At 37.3% G+C, this 21,557-nt stretch carries 9 protein-coding genes; all 9 read left to right on the top strand.

Features of this window, described 5'->3' with window-relative positions; all coding sequences use genetic code 11:
- Positions 1-7 precede the first annotated feature (7 nt).
- A complete protein-coding gene (locus E5N72_RS13780) occupies positions 8-1,903 on the top strand; it encodes a hypothetical protein (RefSeq protein WP_135925628.1) in 1,896 nt (631 codons plus the stop codon).
- Positions 1,903-5,016 (top strand): poly-gamma-glutamate biosynthesis protein PgsC/CapC, encoded by a 3,114-nt coding sequence (locus tag E5N72_RS13785; protein ID WP_135925630.1) that lies wholly within the window; start codon positions 1,903-1,905, stop codon positions 5,014-5,016. The genes E5N72_RS13780 and E5N72_RS13785 overlap by 1 nt, the downstream gene beginning before the upstream one ends.
- Positions 5,003-7,270 carry a hypothetical protein gene (locus E5N72_RS13790; protein ID WP_135925633.1) on the top strand — a complete coding sequence of 756 codons (2,268 nt, stop codon included), beginning with the start codon at positions 5,003-5,005 and terminating at the stop codon, positions 7,268-7,270. The genes E5N72_RS13785 and E5N72_RS13790 overlap by 14 nt, the downstream gene beginning before the upstream one ends.
- Positions 7,260-8,003, top strand: coding sequence for a hypothetical protein (locus E5N72_RS13795; RefSeq protein WP_135925635.1), 744 nt, complete (start codon positions 7,260-7,262; stop codon positions 8,001-8,003). Before E5N72_RS13790 ends, E5N72_RS13795 begins: the two co-directional genes overlap by 11 nt.
- A complete protein-coding gene (locus E5N72_RS13800; RefSeq protein ID WP_135925637.1) occupies positions 7,988-12,262 on the top strand; it encodes a TonB-dependent receptor in 4,275 nt (1,424 codons plus the stop codon). Before E5N72_RS13795 ends, E5N72_RS13800 begins: the two co-directional genes overlap by 16 nt.
- Entirely contained in the window at positions 12,255-16,334 is a 4,080-nt protein-coding gene (locus tag E5N72_RS13805; protein ID WP_135925640.1) for a poly-gamma-glutamate synthase PgsB, read from the top strand. The genes E5N72_RS13800 and E5N72_RS13805 overlap by 8 nt, the downstream gene beginning before the upstream one ends.
- Positions 16,335-16,583: 249 nt before the next feature.
- Positions 16,584-17,816 (top strand): DUF642 domain-containing protein, encoded by a 1,233-nt coding sequence (locus E5N72_RS13810; protein WP_135925642.1) that lies wholly within the window; start codon positions 16,584-16,586, stop codon positions 17,814-17,816.
- A 397-nt stretch (positions 17,817-18,213) separates the two neighbouring features.
- Positions 18,214-19,458 carry a DUF642 domain-containing protein gene (locus E5N72_RS13815; RefSeq protein ID WP_135925644.1) on the top strand — a complete coding sequence of 415 codons (1,245 nt, stop codon included), beginning with the start codon at positions 18,214-18,216 and terminating at the stop codon, positions 19,456-19,458.
- Between the two features lie 343 nt (positions 19,459-19,801).
- Positions 19,802-21,520 carry a DUF642 domain-containing protein gene (locus E5N72_RS13820; protein ID WP_135925647.1) on the top strand — a complete coding sequence of 573 codons (1,719 nt, stop codon included), beginning with the start codon at positions 19,802-19,804 and terminating at the stop codon, positions 21,518-21,520.
- Positions 21,521-21,557 lie beyond the last annotated feature (37 nt).

Consider the following 21,557-nt stretch of genomic DNA (forward strand, 5'->3'; position numbering starts at 1 on the left):
AGGAATTGTGGTTGTATTACAACAATTGTTGCGATTAACGCAACAAAGAGCCTTTTGGTTTACTGTTTGCTTATTTGCAATTGTGATTATCAGTAACCTGCTGAATTTATTTCAAGCAAGTAATGCCTTTTTATATAAAAAAATAGAATCTCTCAGTAACACTCAGCAAACAAATGTAGTGCTTATCACCAGTCAAAACCTTAGTGCTAACCATTCACAATTAGTCACCCAGCTTACAGAGTACCAGCCAAAAGCAATCATTGTTTTAGCAGATGAACCTTTAGCACCTGTAGACAATGAGCGTGTTTTCTACCCTTATTCGCTAAGTAAGTACTGTGTGCCAAATGTAGAGATTTGGGCAACATATCAAATGCGTATTCCAGCAGCGACTAACCTTGAGTGTGAAAGTGTGTGGCAAGCTGTTTTTGGTTATAAGCACGAAAAATCAAGACTGATTAACTTTAAATTGGCAGTTTCTGCGCTACCTAAATTTACAGCTAAGCGAGTTCTTGGCTTTGATGTGATGAGTGAGCAACTCGAAAATAAAGTGATTATTGTCGGTCAGCAATCAGCTGAATTTAATGTGCTGATACATGCCCCTAAATTAGAAGGGCTTAATGACCCCTTACTTCTTTTTGCTTATATCGCTGATAGTCTAGAAAAAAACAGCACAATAAATGAGCTTAATTTTGTTATCTCGATAGTACTTGCGCTGATACTGGTATTTGTCCTACTGTTTTTCTTTCAAAAAATGTCGATTAGTTATTCATTTTTAGTCGCACTAAGCATAACTATCATTTGGTGTTGCGCTGGCTATTTTTTAGTGAACTTTGCAAAGTTATTTATCCCTATCGGCCAATACATCATTCTGACCTTTGTCACATTATTTTGGGTTGTGGTGGCGAGGAAGATTTCTGAAGATAAAGAGCTTACAACTGATGTAAATAACATTCAGCAAATGATGATGGGCCGTTATATTCCGCAAAGCTTTATAGAGCACCCTTCTCCATGGGATCCCATAATACAATTAATTAGCCAACAGTTAGATCTAGAAAAATCAATTTTTTTAGCTCGAAAAGAAGACGACCATCGCGTCGTTGAAATTCGGGCTATCAACTGCCAACTTGATGATATTCAAGAAATGAGACGTGACTATCAGCGAACGCCTTATAGTAATGCGTTAAAGTCATTGGGTATTGTAAAGATCAACCGTCCATTTTTTAAGCAAATCATTGAGGGTGAAATCGAGTTTATCGCACCACTGGTATATGCCGGAGATGTCCGTGGGTTTTGGGCTTTATCAATTATTCCTAATCATAACTTTAACCAACAAGCCTTTGAGCAAAACGTTAATAAATTTGCAGCTCAGGTTGCTGAACTACTATTCCATTACCATATTTTCAAAACAACACAGGCTAAAAACCGTACCTTATTAAACAGGCTACTCACCTTTAAGCTGCACGAGCCTATTAGCCAAAAGGTAAAAAGCTCCCTGAACGAAATGGAGCAAAAGCTTACTACCTTAGAGATGGTTTTTAACCACACAAGCCCAGCAACTGTGCTTTTTAATCTGTTTGGTCAAGTTATTCAAACCAATGCATCTTTAGAGCGTTTTGCTAAGCAGCATCAAATAGCTATTTTTGAAACCACTGCGCTTGATTTGCTGTGTAAAAGTTGTGAGCTTGATATTGAGATTGCAAAGGGTAAATTACGTTACATTACACTTAATAAAGCGACCGTTGAGCTTCCTGCTAAACTTGGTGCACATCATTACACTCTAATTATTAGAGCGCTTCATTCAGATAACTCGCAAACTGCATCAGGTGCACCTTTTCAAGTATCTGGAATTTTATTTGAGTTTATAGCAAATACTCCTGAAATAACTTCGGAGGCTAAACTTTAATGGATTTCGTTTTAGCGCTTTTTCCTGCAGGTAGTGGACTGGGCCAATCAGTAATAACAACTGTTTGGGTCGGCACGGCTGTAGTGTGCCTACTGAATTTGCGCTTTGGTTTTCCACTCACAGGCCTTGTTGTACCTGGTTACATTGTGCCACTTTTGATAATAAGCCCCACCTCTGCCGCGGTGATTATTATAGAAGCAATTGTTGTGTTTGGGGTTATGCGCTTTAGTGCAAATTACTTGATGGAGCGTTTTGGCTACAGTGAAATGTTTGGCAGGGACCGTTTTTTTGCCATCATCCTAATTAGTATTTTAGTTCGTGTTTGTATGGATACCCTGTTTTGGCCAATTATTGCAGATCAGTTGAGCCAATGGGATATCACTTTCGATTATGCATCACAACTTTATTCTTTGGGTCTTATCATCATCGCACTAACTGCCAATGTAATGTGGAATGGTGGCTTTAAGTACGGCCTGAAAGTAACTTTCATTCAGTTGTTCATTACCTATATTTTAGTACGATTTGTACTTATGCCATTTACCAATTTTAGTATCGCTAACTTAGGTATTATGTATGAAGCTGTTGCCGCATCAATCATTGCAGCGCCAAAAGCCTATATTATTTTAGTTATTACCGCTTTTTTAGCTTCCAGAGCAAATTTAAAATATGGTTGGGAGTTCAATGGTATCATGCTACCAGCCCTATTAGCTTTGCAGCTTACCCAACCAAGTAAGATTTTAACCTCATTCATTGAAACAGCTGTTATCTTAGCCGTTGGCGGCTCTCTCATTCATTTCACTCGCCTAAAACATGCACATATCGAAGGTGCTAGATTATTGATGTTATTTTTTACTATAGGCTTTATCTTTAAGCTTATTTTAAACTATATCGTCGTTTGGTTTTTTCCAACGGTAAAAGTAACCGACACTTTTGCATTTGGTTACATGCTGGCCACCTTACTTGCCCTAAAGATCTATCAAAAAAATGCGTTAGGCCTTGTGCTCAGAGCCACTTTTCAAACATCTGTTGTAGGTGGAAGCCTTGCTATTATTGTTGGCTTTTTAGTAATGCTTATCCCTTCTTTACTAACAAAACAAAATATTGATCCTGAAGCAGAACAGTTGCAAGTCATCACGCTCAATCAGCAAGTGAGTCAATACAAAAGCTACTTATATACTACGCGTTCCAATAAGGTAACCGTAAGTAGCTACAAAGCCAGTCAGGCAGTCTCTGATTTCAAATATGCGGTTTATCAGTTAAATGAAGCGATTAAAGGTAAGCAAAAAATAGGTCACCTTAGCGCTTTATTTAACTCTATCGGGTTTAAACTTGTTAGTGATGAAAACTATGTATACCTAATAGATATTGTTGAGAATCAGCAACGCGGTTTATTTGTGATTAACAAAACGCCACAAACGCCACTCATGATCACAGTTCCGTATCCTATCACTGAAAATCTTGCTAGCGACTCTGCAGCCCTTATTTTTCAGCATCTAAAAAGTAAAGCTTTAGTATTTGGGGCAACAAAAACGCCTCAAATAACATTAGCGAAGGAAAACCAGCAAAGCCCTTTTTACCAAGCATTTATTAACGCATTAGAGGCGCAAGAATTATTGCAAGTTCGTGAATCTAACCGCTACACCGCAGCTTTACTAAAAAGCACGCCTGCTGAAGTTAAAAGCCAGTATTGGATCTTTAATCGACTTCCGCCCTCTATAAGCCAACGCGAAATGCATGAGTTTATCGGCAGTGAAGCCACTTATTTTGGTAAGGCAACAGCGAGTAGCTTACCTTCGAGTAGTTTTAAAGGGTCTATGCTAGAAGTCTTTCTTAATGGAGATAATTACACCAACATATTGGCGTATATATACCGTGAAAATTACCGTTATAGCAATTTAAAACTCAACATAATCAATGAAGAAATGGTCAAAATTGTCGAAGATTTCTCATCGTATATAAGTAGTAAAGGCAGTCTCAATTATCAACCACTGACACACAGCCAAGTTGCGCTTTGGGAATTTGAAGTACTAACACCACTATATAGATTGATACAGCAAATCGGCAATGCCTCACTGAACGAGGATATTTTAAATCACCTGAAGCAGATAAATGGCACTGCAGAGTTACTTAACTATCAGTTACAACTAGTACAGAATAATAGTGGCCGATATTTACTATTAAGTCCCTTACAAAATAATGAAGCAATGGATCTTGGCCAAGGTCTGTATGCGTTTGCGCTTAGCAAACATGAAGCAATAAGTTTAAGCGTGCCAAGACCTGTTTTTGAAGGAAATACACTTAGTTTTGCCAGCCAACTTTTTACGACTTCAAATGCCGCTAACTTATTAATTGCAGGAGCACACCCATATGCTCACCCGAAGGCTAATGTACTTGCTGCAGACAACGTCGATTCATTATTCAATATCGTCCATCAAAGCTATTCGCGTTTTAAAGCACAACAACCGAGCTTAAATATCCAAATTCGCAGCCACAGTGCTCCGTCATGGATCCGCCCTAATGCAATTGCATTTTCAAATACTCAGGTAAGTGACGTTGCTGCCCCTTTAATGGAAAAACTAACCAAAGACTTAAGCATTTTAGGTGTTAATTACCAAGTAGTAACGGGCCAAAAAGCCACTCGGGGTCTTGAGATTGGTAGCTCACCGCAATATGGCTATCAACAGTTTAATGCAAACAGCGAGCTCGCTACTTTATGGATAGCCTCAGACTTTAAAGAACAGTTTTCAATGGATCAAGATAGTTTGCTTATGCGCCTTCTTGCGATTTCTACTTATCCAACAGTCACCACTATTAACCTAGCCACTTTATCTCCTTCTAACTGGTTAACGTTACCTGACAGCGATAAACAAATTATCTTTAGAAAAATTAATCAATATACCGCCGATAAGCAAATTGCTGTACTGAAAACAATATGTTCAGAGCTTAATGAGTGCGTATTACAAACCATAAAATTAGAAAATTTAGATAAATTCGCACTGATGATCAAGCAGCACAATAGTCTAGTCGCTATATATAATCCGGCGAGCAATCAATTGATCGATGTGGATGTTTTCAACAAAATGATGGGGGGAGGCTTTGATGTATCTAATTAAACGCTTCTTCGCTATCTTAGTTCTTATAATTGTATTGTTAACAGCCTTATTTGCTTGGAATAGCTTTTTAATTTGGCTAGATTCTGCTGAGCCAGTTAACCCCCAAACCAGTAAAGAAACTCGCTCAAAAGTACAGTGGCTTAGTAGCACAAAACCACTGACTTATACATTTTCAAATCAGCGAACACACTCACTTAGGATCTTATCAAACGCCGTATTTGATCAGTCTGTCACTCTTGAACAGCCGGTAAATTACGCCATCAAATACACTCTTTATAATGACAAGAAAGAGGTGATTGTAGATAAAGTTTATCACCACGCTTCAAAGTTAGTTAATAACAGTCAAGATCAACAAATTAAGCAAATCATTGAAAATAAGCAGTCTTTGAATGTGGCTTCTGGGCAATCATTTTACCTACCCATTAAACATTACCCACAAGCGAAAAGCTTAGCACTTACACTTATTCCTGAAGAAAAGACAATTCAAGGAGTGGTAGTTCGAGTGCATGCTAAAACACCTGACCAAAACGTTGATCCACTCAATAGTTGGCTAAAACGCCCCGTCGATAGACGTAAACGTGCAACTGATTACCTCACGATGGGTGAAAATACCTTAACAAATACTGAAATAACGAATGCAATGGCGTTTTGGTGGCAAAAAATAGCGCCACAAGGTATTCCTGGAATCGACTTTAAATCAGATATTCTTTATGAAAGCTTACCGTATAATGTACTAACCTATGATTTTAGTCAGCAACAGCATAGTCTTGCTGCTTACTATACCAAACATGGTTTATGCGCCAGTATCACATTAGACAATAGTGATCGTTTAAATTTCACTGTTAGTAATGACCAAGAGACTCCGTCATTAATCTGGTATGACAAACTTCAGTTTGAAGCACCAAAAGTTATAAATTACACGCTAACAGATAAAGAAAACACATATCAAACTCAGCCTCTTGAGCCGGGATTAATTACAATTTGCAGTGAGCAAGAGCTGCTAACCCAATGGCGAACTGAATCTGGTACCGCTATTTTAACAAGTTATGCTGGTAGTTACCTGATTAATGCGCAAGAGCACGTAGAGTTCGATGTTGTGCCATTAAGCCATTTGAACCTTGAGCTCAGGGCTCTCGAAACGAGTCAATTAGATATTTCTCTATACGATGAAAACCAAATCCAAATAGATCGTTACTCTATTACGATCAAAGGTGAAATCTCTGACTTTGATCGATTAATAGCAGACAACACTCAAAGACAAGTCGTAGGTATGCTTACCCCCTACTACCTTCGTACTGGGAAAGAGACAAAATATGTAAAAATTACGGCTAATAACGATGTGTACGTGCGATTGAAATCAAGACTCGCGAGTTTTCATTATCAACGCCGAATTGCACACCAGCCAATTCTTACTGAGTCTACTAATGGCTTTTATGATATTGCAGCATGGTATGAACAAAAAGCACGTAATCACTATGACTTATCGCAACGTGATCTGTTTGTAAATATTCGTACATTTGCTCCGCCTCCAGATGTTGAGCAAACTACAACATATTACCAATCTAAAGAGCTTTTCAATCTGTTACCACTATCAAATGTGGCTCTTGGGTTAAGCCCGAACCGTTATTATGAGGAACAGCAACCTGCAGAGGAGTTTAATTTTGGACTCTATGATAAAAATCAGGCTATTCCCTCTGCTAGCTCAAATGATAACCGCTTAATCTCTCGATTAAATAGTAACAGTGCAAAAGAACTTAAAACTGATGACATCTCATTTGCTGATCAACAGCAGTTAGTTAACGAAGCCAGTGTAATTTATCAAAATTGGTATGGTCATCGCCCATGGGTAAAACAGCGCCTTTATCAATTGGTTAAAAATAAGCCAGTGAAGCTATCATATGATAAAAAGAAACGTCCAATTAGCATTGTTTTTAAAGTATTTCGTGCCCAAAGCAATGAACCTGTAACTTTAAACATTTCGCATTCTGCAAAATACAAGCTTGGGCTTACAAGTGAATACAGTATTGCGAAGCAAAGTTTCCAACTTCACAACTCTGAACTATTAAAGTCTTTTTTGATCCATCCTAAAAAAAGTCAAATAACGAGTTACCCGAGCGTTACACTCAATCTAGCTAATGATATAGAGACACTGCAGTATGTGACTTTAAGTTCTTCAGAAACAATTTGGTTGTCTATACTTGAAGAGTACCCAATGCAGGAGCAAAAAGTAAGGTGGTGGAATAATGAACTTTAACTTTATTATTGTTTTTGCATTATTATTTACTCCGTTACCAAGTGTTGAGAGTGATTTTGAGCAACTCACATTAACCTTGCATGCTTGGCTCAATAACCAAGATGAAGTCCCTAAGCACTTTACTTTTAGCGAGGGTGTGTTGTATGCCAAGAAATCTTTAACTTCAGGTGGCGAAATACATTTTAAGCCAAAAGGTAAACCTTGTATTTCTTATGCACCGCATAGATATTTTGACAAGCATACTTTACTAATTGCTAAAGCTCTGTTTAGTGAGTGCCAAGTTTTGTTGACGAATACTAAGCATAGAAGCAGCCGCGACCTCCAAGGTAAAATTATAGACTTTAGTCAATACCAAAATAGCAGTAGTAATGCCTTCATTCTGGCATACGGTAAAATTGTTGAAACATTTTCAATTTATCAAATCCATGGATTTGCAAAGGAAAAGCGCACTACAGAGCAAGGACGAAAAGCAGATATCATCATCAGCGAAGGCCATTTACATGCATCGCAACGCAGCATACACATCTCTAAATGCCTGAATTCTAAACTTGATGTAAATGCCCTAGTTTATGGGCAGGATGTATATGAACTAGGAGGTACACAAAACATTCTTAATTCGCTAGGTCCTGTGAATAGTCACTTTTTCCATATCGAGTTAAGTCGCGAACTTCGAGAGCGCTTAATTACCAATAACTTACTTTTAAAGCAGTTTAGCCAATGCCTTATTTCATAATCGCTTTTATAACACTTACGCTGCTAGCCTTTAAACCTGCTCATGCTGAACAGCAAGAGCATGCAGTACTTCAGCCGCCGATTTGGTTAAAAACTTCACCTAAATTAGATGTGCTGGCAACGACACAAAAGATACAAGTTGATTCTTTTGAACACCAATATTTATGGCTACCTGAAGGGCATTGGTTGGAGATCAACTCAGAACTGTTAGATAAGTTCATTATGAGTGTAGGCAACACACAATATATTCAGCAACGGATACAACTGGAACGAGACTTACTGTGTTCTAATAACCGCTGCCAACTTCCGGCCTTAGGCCACAACCGTATTGTGGCAATTCAAAACCGTCAGGATGAACAGGCTGAGTTTTCAGCTTTAGTTGGCCACTATCAAACAAAAATTGATAGCTTTAAACGCGCATTAAAACTTGCCAAACCTTCAATATTACTCTCTTCAAGGCAAGGCAGTGAACGTTTTTATAAATTCGATAAAGGCGAAGAAGTTACTCTTTACTTCCCTGATGCTAAAAAAATTAAGCTTTCTGTTAGAAAAAATATGCAATCACTGGAGCGCCACGGCGCTGTGTATGCCTATGTTGATGAAGTACTCACAGCAAAAGTAAACATCATTAATAACCAAGCTCTTGAATATCAAGATCAACAAGTAGGTCTGGTAAATAGTGACTATTTAGCCATTAATGCAGGGCAATATTTAACGATAAGAAGCCACACAGATGCTTACGTAAAAATAACACAAAGCCATCGAGCTATATTCGATGACACAACAGCTAACAAAACCAAGGAAAAGTTGCTGCTACCTTACTGGTTAAAAACCGCTAATGACGCGATGGAATCAGTTTACAGTAAATATTCCCTCAACGTTTTTAGTGATGACGTATTTACGCACAATGAGCCTTTGGCTGTAAAACGCCATTATGACTTGCTTTCTTTAATGTCTACTCAGACTCTACTAAAAGGCAGCAGCGTAGTGCATGCCTCTACATCATCAAAAAGTGTTCTAATCACTGAGCTTGAAGAACAACGATTAGTTGATGATCAGTTTTATCCTCGCATTAATAAGCAAGTTAGGGATATTACATCACTTTCTCAAGTCCCCCTTCGTTATGACTTATCGAGTCAAAAACGTGCGACCCCTTGGCTTACATTTGTAGCTCGAAGCGATGAAGATAGTCAGTTAAAACTGACAGCTGGTGGCATGAGCTGGTTAATAAATATCAAGGCAACACAACATTACCAAACGATTAGTGTGTCAGTTCCTGTAAACCACAAAACCATGACAATTCAAAAAACTACTGACGACGTTCCCGTTATTGAGTTTGCAGTTTATGCTCGAACACTCACTGATTTTCCTAGTAACGAAGTACTCTACTTACAACCTGGAGCTCTTGATCAGAACAGCCCTATCACAGCTCAACTGGTAACTAACCACTTAAGAAAGTTATATAGTGACTATCTTGCGATGATACAGCCCTATGCGCCAGCAAGGAGAAAAGTTAAGTTACTAAATTGGCAGCAATCTATGCTAACCGCTAAGGATTTAGCTAAATCGGCACCATTAGATGCACTTGCCTTTTTAAAACCATTAACGCAAAACCCCGATCCATCAGTCGCAGAGCAAGCATGGCAAGTTAAAATAGATATTTTACGTGAACAACACCAGTTTCATCTTGCTACGAGTTATTTAGAAGGACTATATAAAAGTACGCAACAAAAGGAATTGCAACAGTTTGCATTAAGATCGCTATTAGAAACTTATCAAGCCGAACAGCAAGAGCTTAAACTGTTTGCGCTATGTGCTGGTAACCTAAATATATTAAGCGAGTGCAGAAATATACTGATCGAACTTGCAACTAAGCAACAGAAAAACCGACTTGCGCTTTGGCTTGCACATCAAGCAGAAGAAACTCAGATTGCCGAACAAAGTTATACGGCTCTAAACTACCATAGTTTGAGCTCTACGATAAAAGCCGAAAATAAACAGTATGAATTACTTTCGGGTGCGCAAGAAACGTTAATAAATTCACAAGGGAAGTTGCAAAACACCGTACTCTCTCAACATATGCCTTGGCAATATACAGCATTAGAACCAGTCCACCTGAGCATAAGTGCACGGACTGAAGCCAAGCAAAATGGCGAGTATCAAACCGCATGGTTAATGGCTGATAGTGAATACCAGCATAAATTAATACCAATCTTTAGTGATATACCTTCAAACACATTGGTCGTTGAAAGCCAACAAGCAGCCTCTGTTTCTTCAACGATGATCGTTAGTCTGCAAGCTGGAGAAACACTTAATTTATCAGCAGATCAGAAGACCTTTCTAGATGTCAAAGATATCTCTGATTCGTTATTTACACGATTTGAGTATTATTCTGATGCTACGAACAAAGTAATCACAGGCGATATTATGTCGCTAATTTATGCTTATGATGCAACACAACGTGAGCTGTTAATTAATGGCCTATATTTATTATCTAAAAAGCGTTTAAACAATAATGAATACACGCAACTATTACAGCGGATCGCTACAATACCCGCCTCCGCTTCATTGACCTTTTTACAAAATAGAATAGAAAGTTTTGGTCACTGGCAACCTCTAGATAGCCTTGTAGATTATGCTGGTACACGCCTTTTCGATATCCAAAGTTCTGCACAAACTAGCTTTGCTGATAGGTTTAACCAATTCAAAACGCATTTAAAAAATAATGAAGGATTATTGATTCGACCATTCCACACACTTTACATAGATTTAGCTCAAACAGAGGGAGAACAAATTCGTTTCGTATTTAGTTTTTCTACTGCAGAGCTGGCTCAAGCTAATGTGGCAAACTTATCTATAAAACTCGCTAACAATTTAAAAATATGGTCAGTTACCGAGCAGCAGAGCATTCCTTTTACATTTAACAAACAAGAGCTAGATAATAACATTATTGCCCTTCACTGGCTTAATCCCTATTTATCTCAGCAACTAAAAGTTGAAGCACAACAATATATTGCAGGTCGTTGGAGAAAGTTAGATTTACCCACAACCATGCTATTTTATTCTGTAGTTCCTAACACACCACTAGTGGCAACGTTGAATGCAGATCGCTTGATTAAATTAGAGAAAATGAATAACTACAGTCGTAACGAACGTCAATTTTTCCACCCAGCAGGAAAAATTGAAGTCAAAGCCGCTGAGCTTGAGCATGTACGCCTTTATACATGGGAACTGAGTGATCTTAACAATAAGATTTCAGAGTTTACTCAAGCGCAAATTCCTTTGCCAGACTTAGTCACTTATCAAGCACCTGAGCAGCAAAAAATAGTAAGTGAGCAAACATCATTTCAAAGTGATGATTTAAATTGGCAAGCTTTCATTCTTTACGATCAACAAGAAATATTTCAGAGCGCTGAAAATATCCCAACGCGACGAGACATTGATGTTGGTGCTCGCTTACGTATTAACGACGAAAACAATTGGTATCAATTAGAAGGCTATTATTCATTTAGTGAAAACCAGACAGACATAATGGCACTTAATGGCTATTATTCATGGCAAGATGATACAACCCCCTGGTATGCGGGTGCGCAACTTCAAAGCCGCTGGCAACCAAGTCATGATGGCTTTGACAGTCAATATGCTCTTGATGGCAGCCTTTATGTTGGGCAAAAATGGCAACGTGACTCAACACATCGCCATCAATGGCAACTGTCACCATTTATTCGCTATAGCAGCGCTGATTTAAACGATTATCTCCGTGACGACTTACTTAATTCAAGTGTGTTCAATTTTTATCGTGAAAACCATGCATCTGGTTGGCAGGGATTTTATCAATACCGCTATCAACCTTGGGTCGACAATTATTTAAATTTTAGTGTTTCATCCAGTTCAAATGATGATTGGACAAGCCTAGATTATTTACGCTTCAACACAAGCTGGAACCAATATTATCATGACCATATTTTCCAACTCGGCATTGATAGTTATTACCGCTTTAAAGATGAAAACCGTGCTACAGCCACTTGGCAATACATCACACAATTTGCTTGGCAAACGCAAATTAATTTAGGTGATTTCTCGCATGGTTGGTTAAAGGTTCGATTACAACAGGATTGGGTATGGGATAACCACAATATAAGTATCGAATTTTCATCAGGTAATAATCAGCATACAGGTTTTGCCCCTTTTGCACATGATGAAATTATATTCCCAACACTTCAGTTAAATCATTTGCTAGAGCACAGTGACTATGAGTAGTAACGGACTTACAAAACGCCTTGAAAATTTGCTTTTCGCAGATATTGCCAGTTTCTGGTTAGATTTATATCGTCAAAAATACCGCGAACTCGTAGATGAATTAAGTCAATGGGAGCTAATCAAGGATCAGCCTGAAGATTATGACGAAGATGACTGGCTATTACTGCAAGCCATTGCATTTTTAACTCATAAAATAGATACCTTACAAAATCAATTGACCAAGCTTGATAGCGATCACAGACGCTTTATTGAACGTTTAAATCATGCTGAGTTAAAAGCGGAAAGACAATTTCATATTTTAGACTATGCAGCAGCGCTTGGCGCAAGCAAATTGCAACTGCAAAAGGATCAAGAGGCATTTCAACGTTGGTTTGATGAAGGAGCCATCGTAAACCGATACCAAGATAAAGTCTCTGAGCTTGAGCAATCATTGAAATTCTTAATAGGTAAACTAGGTGATCTAACTAATCGTTATTTACGTATTCACTCGGGAGAAATAACTAAATCATGGTTAACACTTAACTTAGAAAGTTTCTTTTTAGGTTTATTAGAAAAAACTGAGAATGAAGCAATTCGTAACTCTATTTTTCGCGCTCTTGCCAACCAAGTTAATTTAATTAGTGAATATGTCGGCGAAACTAAGTTCGATTCCAATCTTGTTGAGCTACTACTGTTTTCTCTTGAGAAGCAATCAACACCTCATGCCGCTAAAGTGGATATTTTAGAGATCCTGATCAATTTAAGACCCACTTTTACCCGCTATTTTATGCGTTCACAAATTGATTTAGATGTCTTGCCAAATGCTAAAGTAGAACGACAACATTTGTTTCTACTGACATCTTTTTCAAAAATTATATGTAAACAACCAAAATTAAATGAGGCTAATTATAAATTACTAATCTTGCTTGCAAAACACGCCTATCCCCGTGTAAGACAGAGTGTTATTGAACAATGCCCACTATTACAGTGGCCTTTTGCTATCAAGCTTTTAATAGTTCGCTTACAAAAAGAAACTCAACAAGCTGTAAGGCTGACACTCATCAAGCAATTAACAGATCCTCGTTTTACCGAAGAGCTACAATCGTTTCATATATGGCGCCAACAGTTAAAAAAAGTACAAAGCTTTGCAGAAAAACGATTGCTGTTGGAGCTTACGCCACGGATCATGTTTAATTTACAAGTTGAATGTGAAGAGCAAAATCAAGCAGATATATTATTTAAGTCATTTATTAATGTATTAAATAAACAACTTGAGAATGAACAAAGTAATGCCGTCAGACGCGTTATTACCCGTGTTCGAGAGCAGTTAGTCAGCTTTATGTATCAGCAACAAGTTGCTGAGATCGAATTTAATTTAAACTCTCATTTAGATATAAATTTAAGCTCGAAGGAGATAGAGCAAGATTTACTTGGCCGACTTTTAAGCAAACAAGCACAAAATAATGAAGCCTTCAACGTAAAAGAAAAAAGTAAAAGCTATCTAATAACAAGGGGATATAAGCGTGGTTTCCGCTTTTGGCGGCTCTGGCACGAATTTAGAAACCCAAGCACAGGAAAACGCCAAAGTTTTAATCATACACAAGCTAGAAAGCCAAGTGCATTTATGCACGTCCCGAGCTGCACTGTTGCAGAGATCAGCAAAACAGAAGTGCCTGGCGAGCCTCGCTTCGATGATAAGCAGTTCAGCGCTCGACCACACTTACCCATGCTTGATTTTTTATTAAGTATTTTGTCGCAGGATAACTTAAAAACACCTGCAAAATCATTTACACCTGATGGTATTTTAGTTATCACGCCACCCTCTAACATACTCAAACGTATGTATGCGTATAGTTGGATTTCATTCAACTTTGAAAAATTAGATGATCTACGAAATGGTTCAGAGGTTGAACAGCGAGATTTCTTAGATCTCATAAGAAGTAAAGGTTTTGTACTTGAATTTCAGCAATATGGGTCTGTTCTTGATGCAGAGTTTCCAGTGGAATCAAGTATTGCCAACTTATATAAGAAACTATCTATAACGCCTTTTTTATTCAATATGTGGGCAAGTTTTAAAGAGTATGCCTATTCACTTTATCAAAATAGTATTGGCCAATTAATCTTTTTTGTTTTGGCTTTTTCTACATACTTTTGGGCGCGCCATATTAGGATAAGTAAACAAATAAAATCGGATAGAGCAAAGATCCCCGTTTCAATCGGTGGCTGGGGCACCCGGGGTAAATCAGGAACTGAACGCTTAAAAGCTGCATTATTTAGTAGTTTAACCTTAAAAGTAATAAGTAAAACAACAGGTTGTGAAGCTACACTTATTTATGCAAGAGCAAGTGGAGAGCAGTTCGAAATTCCATTGTTCAGACCTTTTGATAAAGCGAGTATTTGGGAACAAAGTGATGTACTTCATTTTGCAACAAACGTGAAAGCTGATGTATTTCTTTGGGAATGTATGGGGTTAACCCCACGTTACGTGAAAATTTTAAGAAACTGGATGAATGATAATTTCTCTACGATTACCAATGCTTATCCAGACCATGAGGATATTTTAGGGCCAACAGGAATAGATGTCGCAAATGAAACAAGTCATTTTATTGGTGAAAATAGCCTAGTATTCACCAGCGAACAAAATATGGCTCCAATTCTTGACTTAAATGCGAAACAAAAGAACTCAAATTTAATTCAAGTACATTGGGCTGATAGCTTACAAATAACAGAGGACATACGCTCTCTTTATCCATACCAAGAGCACCCTGCCAACATCGCACTGGTTTGTAAAATGGCTGAGCATATAGGCTTAAATAAAGACTATGTATTTAAAGAAACATCAGCACGAATTGTTCCAGATATAGGTGTATTACAACATTTTGCCAAAGCACCAATTGCAACAATAAGCCAATCATTCGTAAATAGCATGTCCGCAAACGAGCGATTAGCAACATTAGAAAATTGGCAACGTCTCAATATATATCAATTAAACGACGATCCTAAAACTCAGGTCATCGCACTAATTAACAACCGTAATGATCGTGTTGCACGTTCAAAGGTATTTGCCTCAATATTAAGCAATGATCTCCGCTTTGACCGAATCGTAGTGATTGGTAGCAATGTAGATGGATTTTATAGCTATTTTTTAGATGCGCTCACAGAGAGAGTCGATAAGTTAATTGAAATTAATGATATTGAAAACTTAGAGACACTACTAGAGCAATTTAACCTACTCACAGGCTCACAAGTAAAGGCGAGGCTAAGTAGTGCTTATGGCAGCATGATAGCAGAAAACCTTCTCACCCTAAGCGAAGGAAGTGTCAATAAGTCTTGTATAAAAGAAATCACCGGAGACATTTCATCTCAAGAAATCGCGACTATTCTCTATACCCTGCGCCACTACTATCAGCGTATAGCTTTAGATTCTTTAAAGGGTGATATGCAAAAGTACAGGGATGAGATAAAAGAGCGATTAATTTTAATCACAAAGTCAAAAGTTACTCTACTTGACGACAGCAACATATCCGCAGATGAGATAACCAAAGCTATTGCAAACCTAGCTTTACCGAATACCCATCAAGTGATTGTGGGCATGCAAAATATTAAGGGAGCGGGATTAAATTACGTATACGCTTGGCAACAGTGGCAAAAGGTATCTCAAACTATAACAAAAATGCTGAGCAAACATTGCTCTGCAAAAGAATTTAGAACGGCATTAACAAACTTAAATATGATTGTATCATTTAATTTATTAGAAATAGATTATTTAAAGCAAAACTTAGTTACTCTTAAGAAAAGCCAGCTTGCACAAAATGAGTTTTGCCAAGCTGAAATAACTGCTCTTCAAGAGAAAATTTCTAGCGATAATACGTCAGTAAACGAAGAGAATTCGCAACCTCGTGCACTTCGTTATTTAAATCAAATGATCGAATCATTTTTAGATGCAGGTGCTGCTGTTAAGCGTAAAAAGCGAGCCATTCAAATTTATGATGATATTGCTGAAAAACGCATAACATTAGAAAAAGCGATAAAATTACTTAGTGAGATGAATCGAAACCAAAGCTCAGGGTGGTTTACTAAGAAATCGAAATAAGACTAACTTTATGTCGATTATATTAAAACAATATAAAACTTAATTATTTAAAATTTAAACAAGAGCAAAACGCACATTAAAAATCAGAATTTTCCTATTAAATTAAGAAACATAAAACTATCATAAACTTAGATTAGAAAACCCTGTAAAACCCACAAATAAACCCTGTACCTAAATTGAAAATATTCATATAAAGGATGAAAATAAAGAAGATAAAAACACTTTATCTAATCAAAGAAAGGATATTTTATGAAGAATTTAGTTTGTAAGTTAGCTGTATTGCCACTAGCGGTTGCCTCAGCGTTTGCTGTAGCAAACACAAATCTTGTTGAAAATGGATCATTTGAAGCAGAAGTTGTTAGTGGTCAATGGCAATTATTCAATGAAATTACAGGTTGGACACGCAGCGCTAATGCCCCTTTTGAAGTACAAACAAATAGTTTGGGTATTCTTAAAGCAAAAGATGGCCAACAATACCTAGAACTTGGCTCTACGCAACAATATAGCGTGTCTCAAGTTGTATCAACAGAAGCTGGTAAAATGTATGAATTTAGCTTCTATTACTCAGCACGTGCTTCTGGCGATGACACAGCTAGTAAAGTTGAAGTATTTTGGAATGGTGAATCTTTAGGCGTTGTTAATGCTAAATTTAAAGGTTGGACAAAATACAGCTTTACTGTAGAAGCGAGTGAAGCCAGTTCAGAAATCACCCTAAAAGGTATTGGAACAGGTGGTAGTACCGGTGGCTTTATAGACAATGTATCTGTCGCTGAAGTTGCAGAATATTGCTCAGTTAAATCTGGTTTATACGCGATTAATAAATTTGGTTCTGATACTGAAGGCTACATTTATCACTTAGATCCAGAAACATCTGCAGTTTCACCAATTGCTGGTGTTACTAACACTGCTGCAAATATCGCTGGTAAAGACGGAAAGCTCTACTTTATGGAGCAGTTAGATAGCGAAACTAGAGATTCAAAAATCTATAGTCTTGATTTAGAAACAAATACACAAAGCGAACTAGCAGATACTAACTCGTACACTATTACCCGTTCGACAGTTTCTCCTGATGGACTTAACTTGCGTGCAACAAGCAAAACTTACATGTACGACTTCAACCTTGAAACTGGGGCGAAAGAAGTATTAGGTAAATTTAGCTTCGAAGGTGAAGAGTTCACTGGCGGTGATATAGCTTATTCATATGATAATAACGTACTTTACTTATTAACTGATAAAGCACTTTACACTGTAGATGAAAGCACGTTAGAACTAACTTTAGTTGGTGAGCATGGTGTAAATTGGGCATCAGGCCTAGCAGTTGCCGATGATGGTACTATCTACGTTACTGGCAGAAAGAGTGGTCAAAGCGCGAAACTTTATACGCTAGATCAAAATACTGCTGAAGCAACTTTTGTATTACGCGGTCCTGCACATCTGAATGACCTAACTTACATTAGTGAATCAGTTTGCTCAGTTGAATAAATACATTTGATATTTTAATGCCAGTTTAATACTGGCATTATTTCAACATCCCATCATTTTTATATAAAAACCTCTCCTCAACATTGATTTAAAATTACGCGTAACAAATATGAAAAATAAAACACACAATAAATAAGACCTTCAGAAAAAACACCTCGAAAAAATCAATAACTTTTTAACTAGAAAAAATAAAAACACAAATACAAAAAACCTACCCAAAAATAAATCAAAAAAAACAAACTTTAAAATAAGAAATTTCCTAGATAAAAACAACGCAATAAAAGTCAACAGGTTAACAGTTAAACTCGACAACACTTAATATAAACAGACTAATATACATTTGAAAAAGAGCCGAATAATATTAGAATTTTAATATTAATACATAACGGAGAATGTCATGAAAAAATTTGTAACCAAACTAGCAGTTTTACCTTTAGCTATCGCATCTGGCATTGCAATGTCTAGTACAAATTTGGTAGAAAATGGTTCTTTCGAAAATACTGATCCTGTAACCGATCATAACGGCGAATGGCAGTTATTTGATCAAATTCCAGGCTGGACTAGAAGCAGTAATGCTAAATTTGAAATACAAACAAACAAACAAACGAGCTTACTAGCACAGGATGGTGAGCAACGCCTAGAGCTTGATTCAACAGAAAATTACAGCATCTCACAAAATGTATTGACACAAGCAGGTAAAAAGTATGAGTTAACCTTTTACTATTCTGCTCGTTCAGAAGGAAATGAAACAACAAATAAAGCAGAAGTTTTTTGGAATGGTACCTCTATAGCTTTAATAAACAGTACTACTCGAGGTTGGACAAAATATAACTTCACTGTTGAAGCAACTGGCGGTACATCTGAAATAATGTTCTCTGGTGCGGGAACCTCTGATTCATATGGTGCATATATTGATAACATCTCTTTAACTGAAGTTCCTGAGCCTTGCCCTGTCACAACAGGCTTATATGGTATTAATAATTTTGGTTCAGAAACCGAAGGCTACATCTACCACTTCAACCCAGAGTCAAATGCTGTAACCATTGTTTCAGGCGTGTCTAATACTGCATCAAATATTGCAAGTTATGGCGGTATGCTTTACTTCGTAGAACAGTTAGATAGCACAACGAAAGCTTCAAAGATTCATAGCTATGATCTATTAAGTGGTGTGCAAGGAGAAGTTGCTGATACCACTTCATACCCTATTTACCGTTCTGTAGTGAAAGCAGATGGCGAGACTTTACGGGCTACAAGTAAAACCTACATGTATGATTTTAACCTAGTGACCGGTGAGAAGGACATCGTTGGAAAATTAACATACTCGGGTGATACATTCACTGATGGTGACATTGCCTACTCAAGTGACAATAATGTGCTTTACGTACTAACTGGTAAAGCTTTATACACCCTTGATGAAGGCAGCTTTGAGTTAACATTAGTCGGTGAGCATGGTATTCACTGGGCATCTGGTATTGCGATTGCGGATGACGGTACCATCTATGTATCTGGCCGTGAAAGCAAAGAAAACGCAAAAATTTATACTCTAGATCAAAATACTGCTGCAGCGACATTCGTAATGGATGGTCCTGCACATGTTAATGATTTAACTTATGTTAGTGAAGCAATTTGCTCATTCGAGTAAATTGATATAAAGCCATAAAATGCCAGCTTGTGCTGGCATTTTTTTATCTCGCGAAACTAAAAAGAAAAAACAAGCTTTTAAATAGCATTAAAGAAAACCCTAATAACGACCACCAAAACAATAAAAACAAACTAAAATTTAAAATAAACACAATAGTAAAGTATAAAACAAAGCCAAAAAATAATATGAAAATTCCTAGAAGCATCTTAACCTATAACTTTCAATAACATACAAAATTACAAACCTAGCCAAAACAAGAAAACACAAACAACAATTGAAAACCACTTTAATTAAAATAAAATTAACTCATACATAAATAAAACCAAATATAAATGGGTTAATCATGATTAAAAAAATATCAAAACTAGCAATATTACCTTTAGCTATCGCATCAACTTTTGCTGTTTCAAATACTAATTTAGTTGAGAATGGTTCATTTGAAGCTGATGAAATAAGTGAAAGATCTGGTACTTGGCAGCTTTATAATGAACTTTCAAATTGGAGCAGCAGTGAAAGTGTATATTTTGAAGTTCAAACCAACCTTTTAAAGGAAATGACAGCACAAGATGGTGATCAGTATTTAGAACTTAACTCAACAAAAAATTATCGTATCTCGCAAAAAATAACAACAACTCCTGGTAAAACATATGAATTTAGCCTCTATTATTCTGCACGTGTTAACGGTGCACAAGGTACAAATAATATAGAGGTATATTGGAATGGTAGATTATTAGAAGCTTTAAATAGTAGTCAAAAAGGTTGGACAAAATACACCTATACTATCGAAGCTACAGGAACAAAATCTGAAATCGCAATTGCCGGTGCCGGTGCAGCAAACGGCTATGGTGGATTAGTAGATAATATATCTGTTATAGAAGTTACAAACCCAACAACAAACTTAGTTCAAAATGGCTCTTTCGAAGTAGACAGAGTAGCCTCTGCTGATGGCCGTTATCAATTTTTTGAAAACTTAACTGACTGGAGCGCCAATGAAAATCTTTGGCTTGAATTACAATCGTCTTCTTTAAATAAGATTGATGCTCAAGATGGTGAGCAGTACTTAGAGTTAAATTCAAATGGTGCTTATAGCGCTTTTCAAGAGATACCTACAGAAGCTGGTAAACAATATGAATTTAGCTTTTACTACTCTGGTCGAGTAGATAATGCTGAAGATGTTAATAATGTTGAGGTGTTTTGGAATGGTGAATTACTAGAAGCATTAAACACGACTCAGCGTGGTTGGACTAAGTATAGTTACACTGTTGAAGGCACGGATGTAAGTTCTCTTATCGAATTAGCAGGTACAGGTAGTCATGCAGGTATTGGTGGTTTTATTGATAACGTTGTTGTGACAGAAGTTGCTGAACCTTGTGCTGTTACTACCGGTTTATACGGCATCAACAACTTTGGCTCAGAAACAGAGGGATACGTTTATCACTTTAATCCAGAGTCAAGCGCTGTGTCGATTATTGCTGGCCTTAACAATACAGCATCAAACATTGCTAGCAAAGATGGTATGCTTTACTTCATGGAGCAGCTTGATAGCAGTAGTAAAGCATCAAAAATCTACAGCCTAGATTTAGCCACTGACACACAAGCTGAAGTTGCAGATGTAACATCATTCCCGATTTATCGCTCGACGGTAACCCCGGATGGCCTATCTTTACGTGCTACAAGCAAAACATACATGTACGATTTTGACCTAGCAACAGGTGCGAAAACAGTATTAGGGAAGCTTTCGTATGAGGGGGATACTTTCTCTGATGGCGACATTGCATACTCAAGTGACTTCAACGTGCTATACGTTTTAACAGGTAAAGCACTTTATACTTTAGATATGGGTAGTTTTGAATTAACCCAAGTCGGTGAGCACGGTGTTAATTGGGCATCAGGCCTTGCAATTGCTGATGATGGTACAATTTATATTTCAGGTAGAGAAAACGGTGAGAATGCGAAAATCTATACCTTAGATCAAAACACAGCAGAAGCGACATTCGTGATGGAAGGCCCGTCACATGTAAGCGATTTAACATTTGTTAGTGAAGCAGTTTGCATGAAGTAAACTGAGTTTAAAGCCATAAAATGCCAGCTAAGCTGGC

Origin of the sequence: Pseudoalteromonas sp. MEBiC 03607, assembly GCF_004792295.1 — a bacterium.
Taxonomy (GTDB): domain Bacteria; phylum Pseudomonadota; class Gammaproteobacteria; order Enterobacterales; family Alteromonadaceae; genus Pseudoalteromonas; species Pseudoalteromonas lipolytica_C.

Bases quoted from the DNA above. Each gene is read 5' to 3' on its own strand.
- E5N72_RS13785 (WP_135925630.1), top strand. From the start codon at position 1,903: ATGGATTTCGTTTTAGCGCTTTTTCCTGCAGGTAGTGGACTGGGCCAA.
- E5N72_RS13810 (WP_135925642.1), top strand. From the start codon at position 16,584: ATGAAGAATTTAGTTTGTAAGTTAGCTGTATTGCCACTAGCGGTTGCC.
- E5N72_RS13800 (WP_135925637.1), top strand. From the start codon at position 7,988: ATGCCTTATTTCATAATCGCTTTTATAACACTTACGCTGCTAGCCTTT.
- E5N72_RS13795 (WP_135925635.1), top strand. From the start codon at position 7,260: ATGAACTTTAACTTTATTATTGTTTTTGCATTATTATTTACTCCGTTA.
- E5N72_RS13805 (WP_135925640.1), top strand. From the start codon at position 12,255: ATGAGTAGTAACGGACTTACAAAACGCCTTGAAAATTTGCTTTTCGCA.
- E5N72_RS13820 (WP_135925647.1), top strand. From the start codon at position 19,802: ATGATTAAAAAAATATCAAAACTAGCAATATTACCTTTAGCTATCGCA.
- E5N72_RS13815 (WP_135925644.1), top strand. From the start codon at position 18,214: ATGAAAAAATTTGTAACCAAACTAGCAGTTTTACCTTTAGCTATCGCA.
- E5N72_RS13790 (WP_135925633.1), top strand. From the start codon at position 5,003: ATGTATCTAATTAAACGCTTCTTCGCTATCTTAGTTCTTATAATTGTA.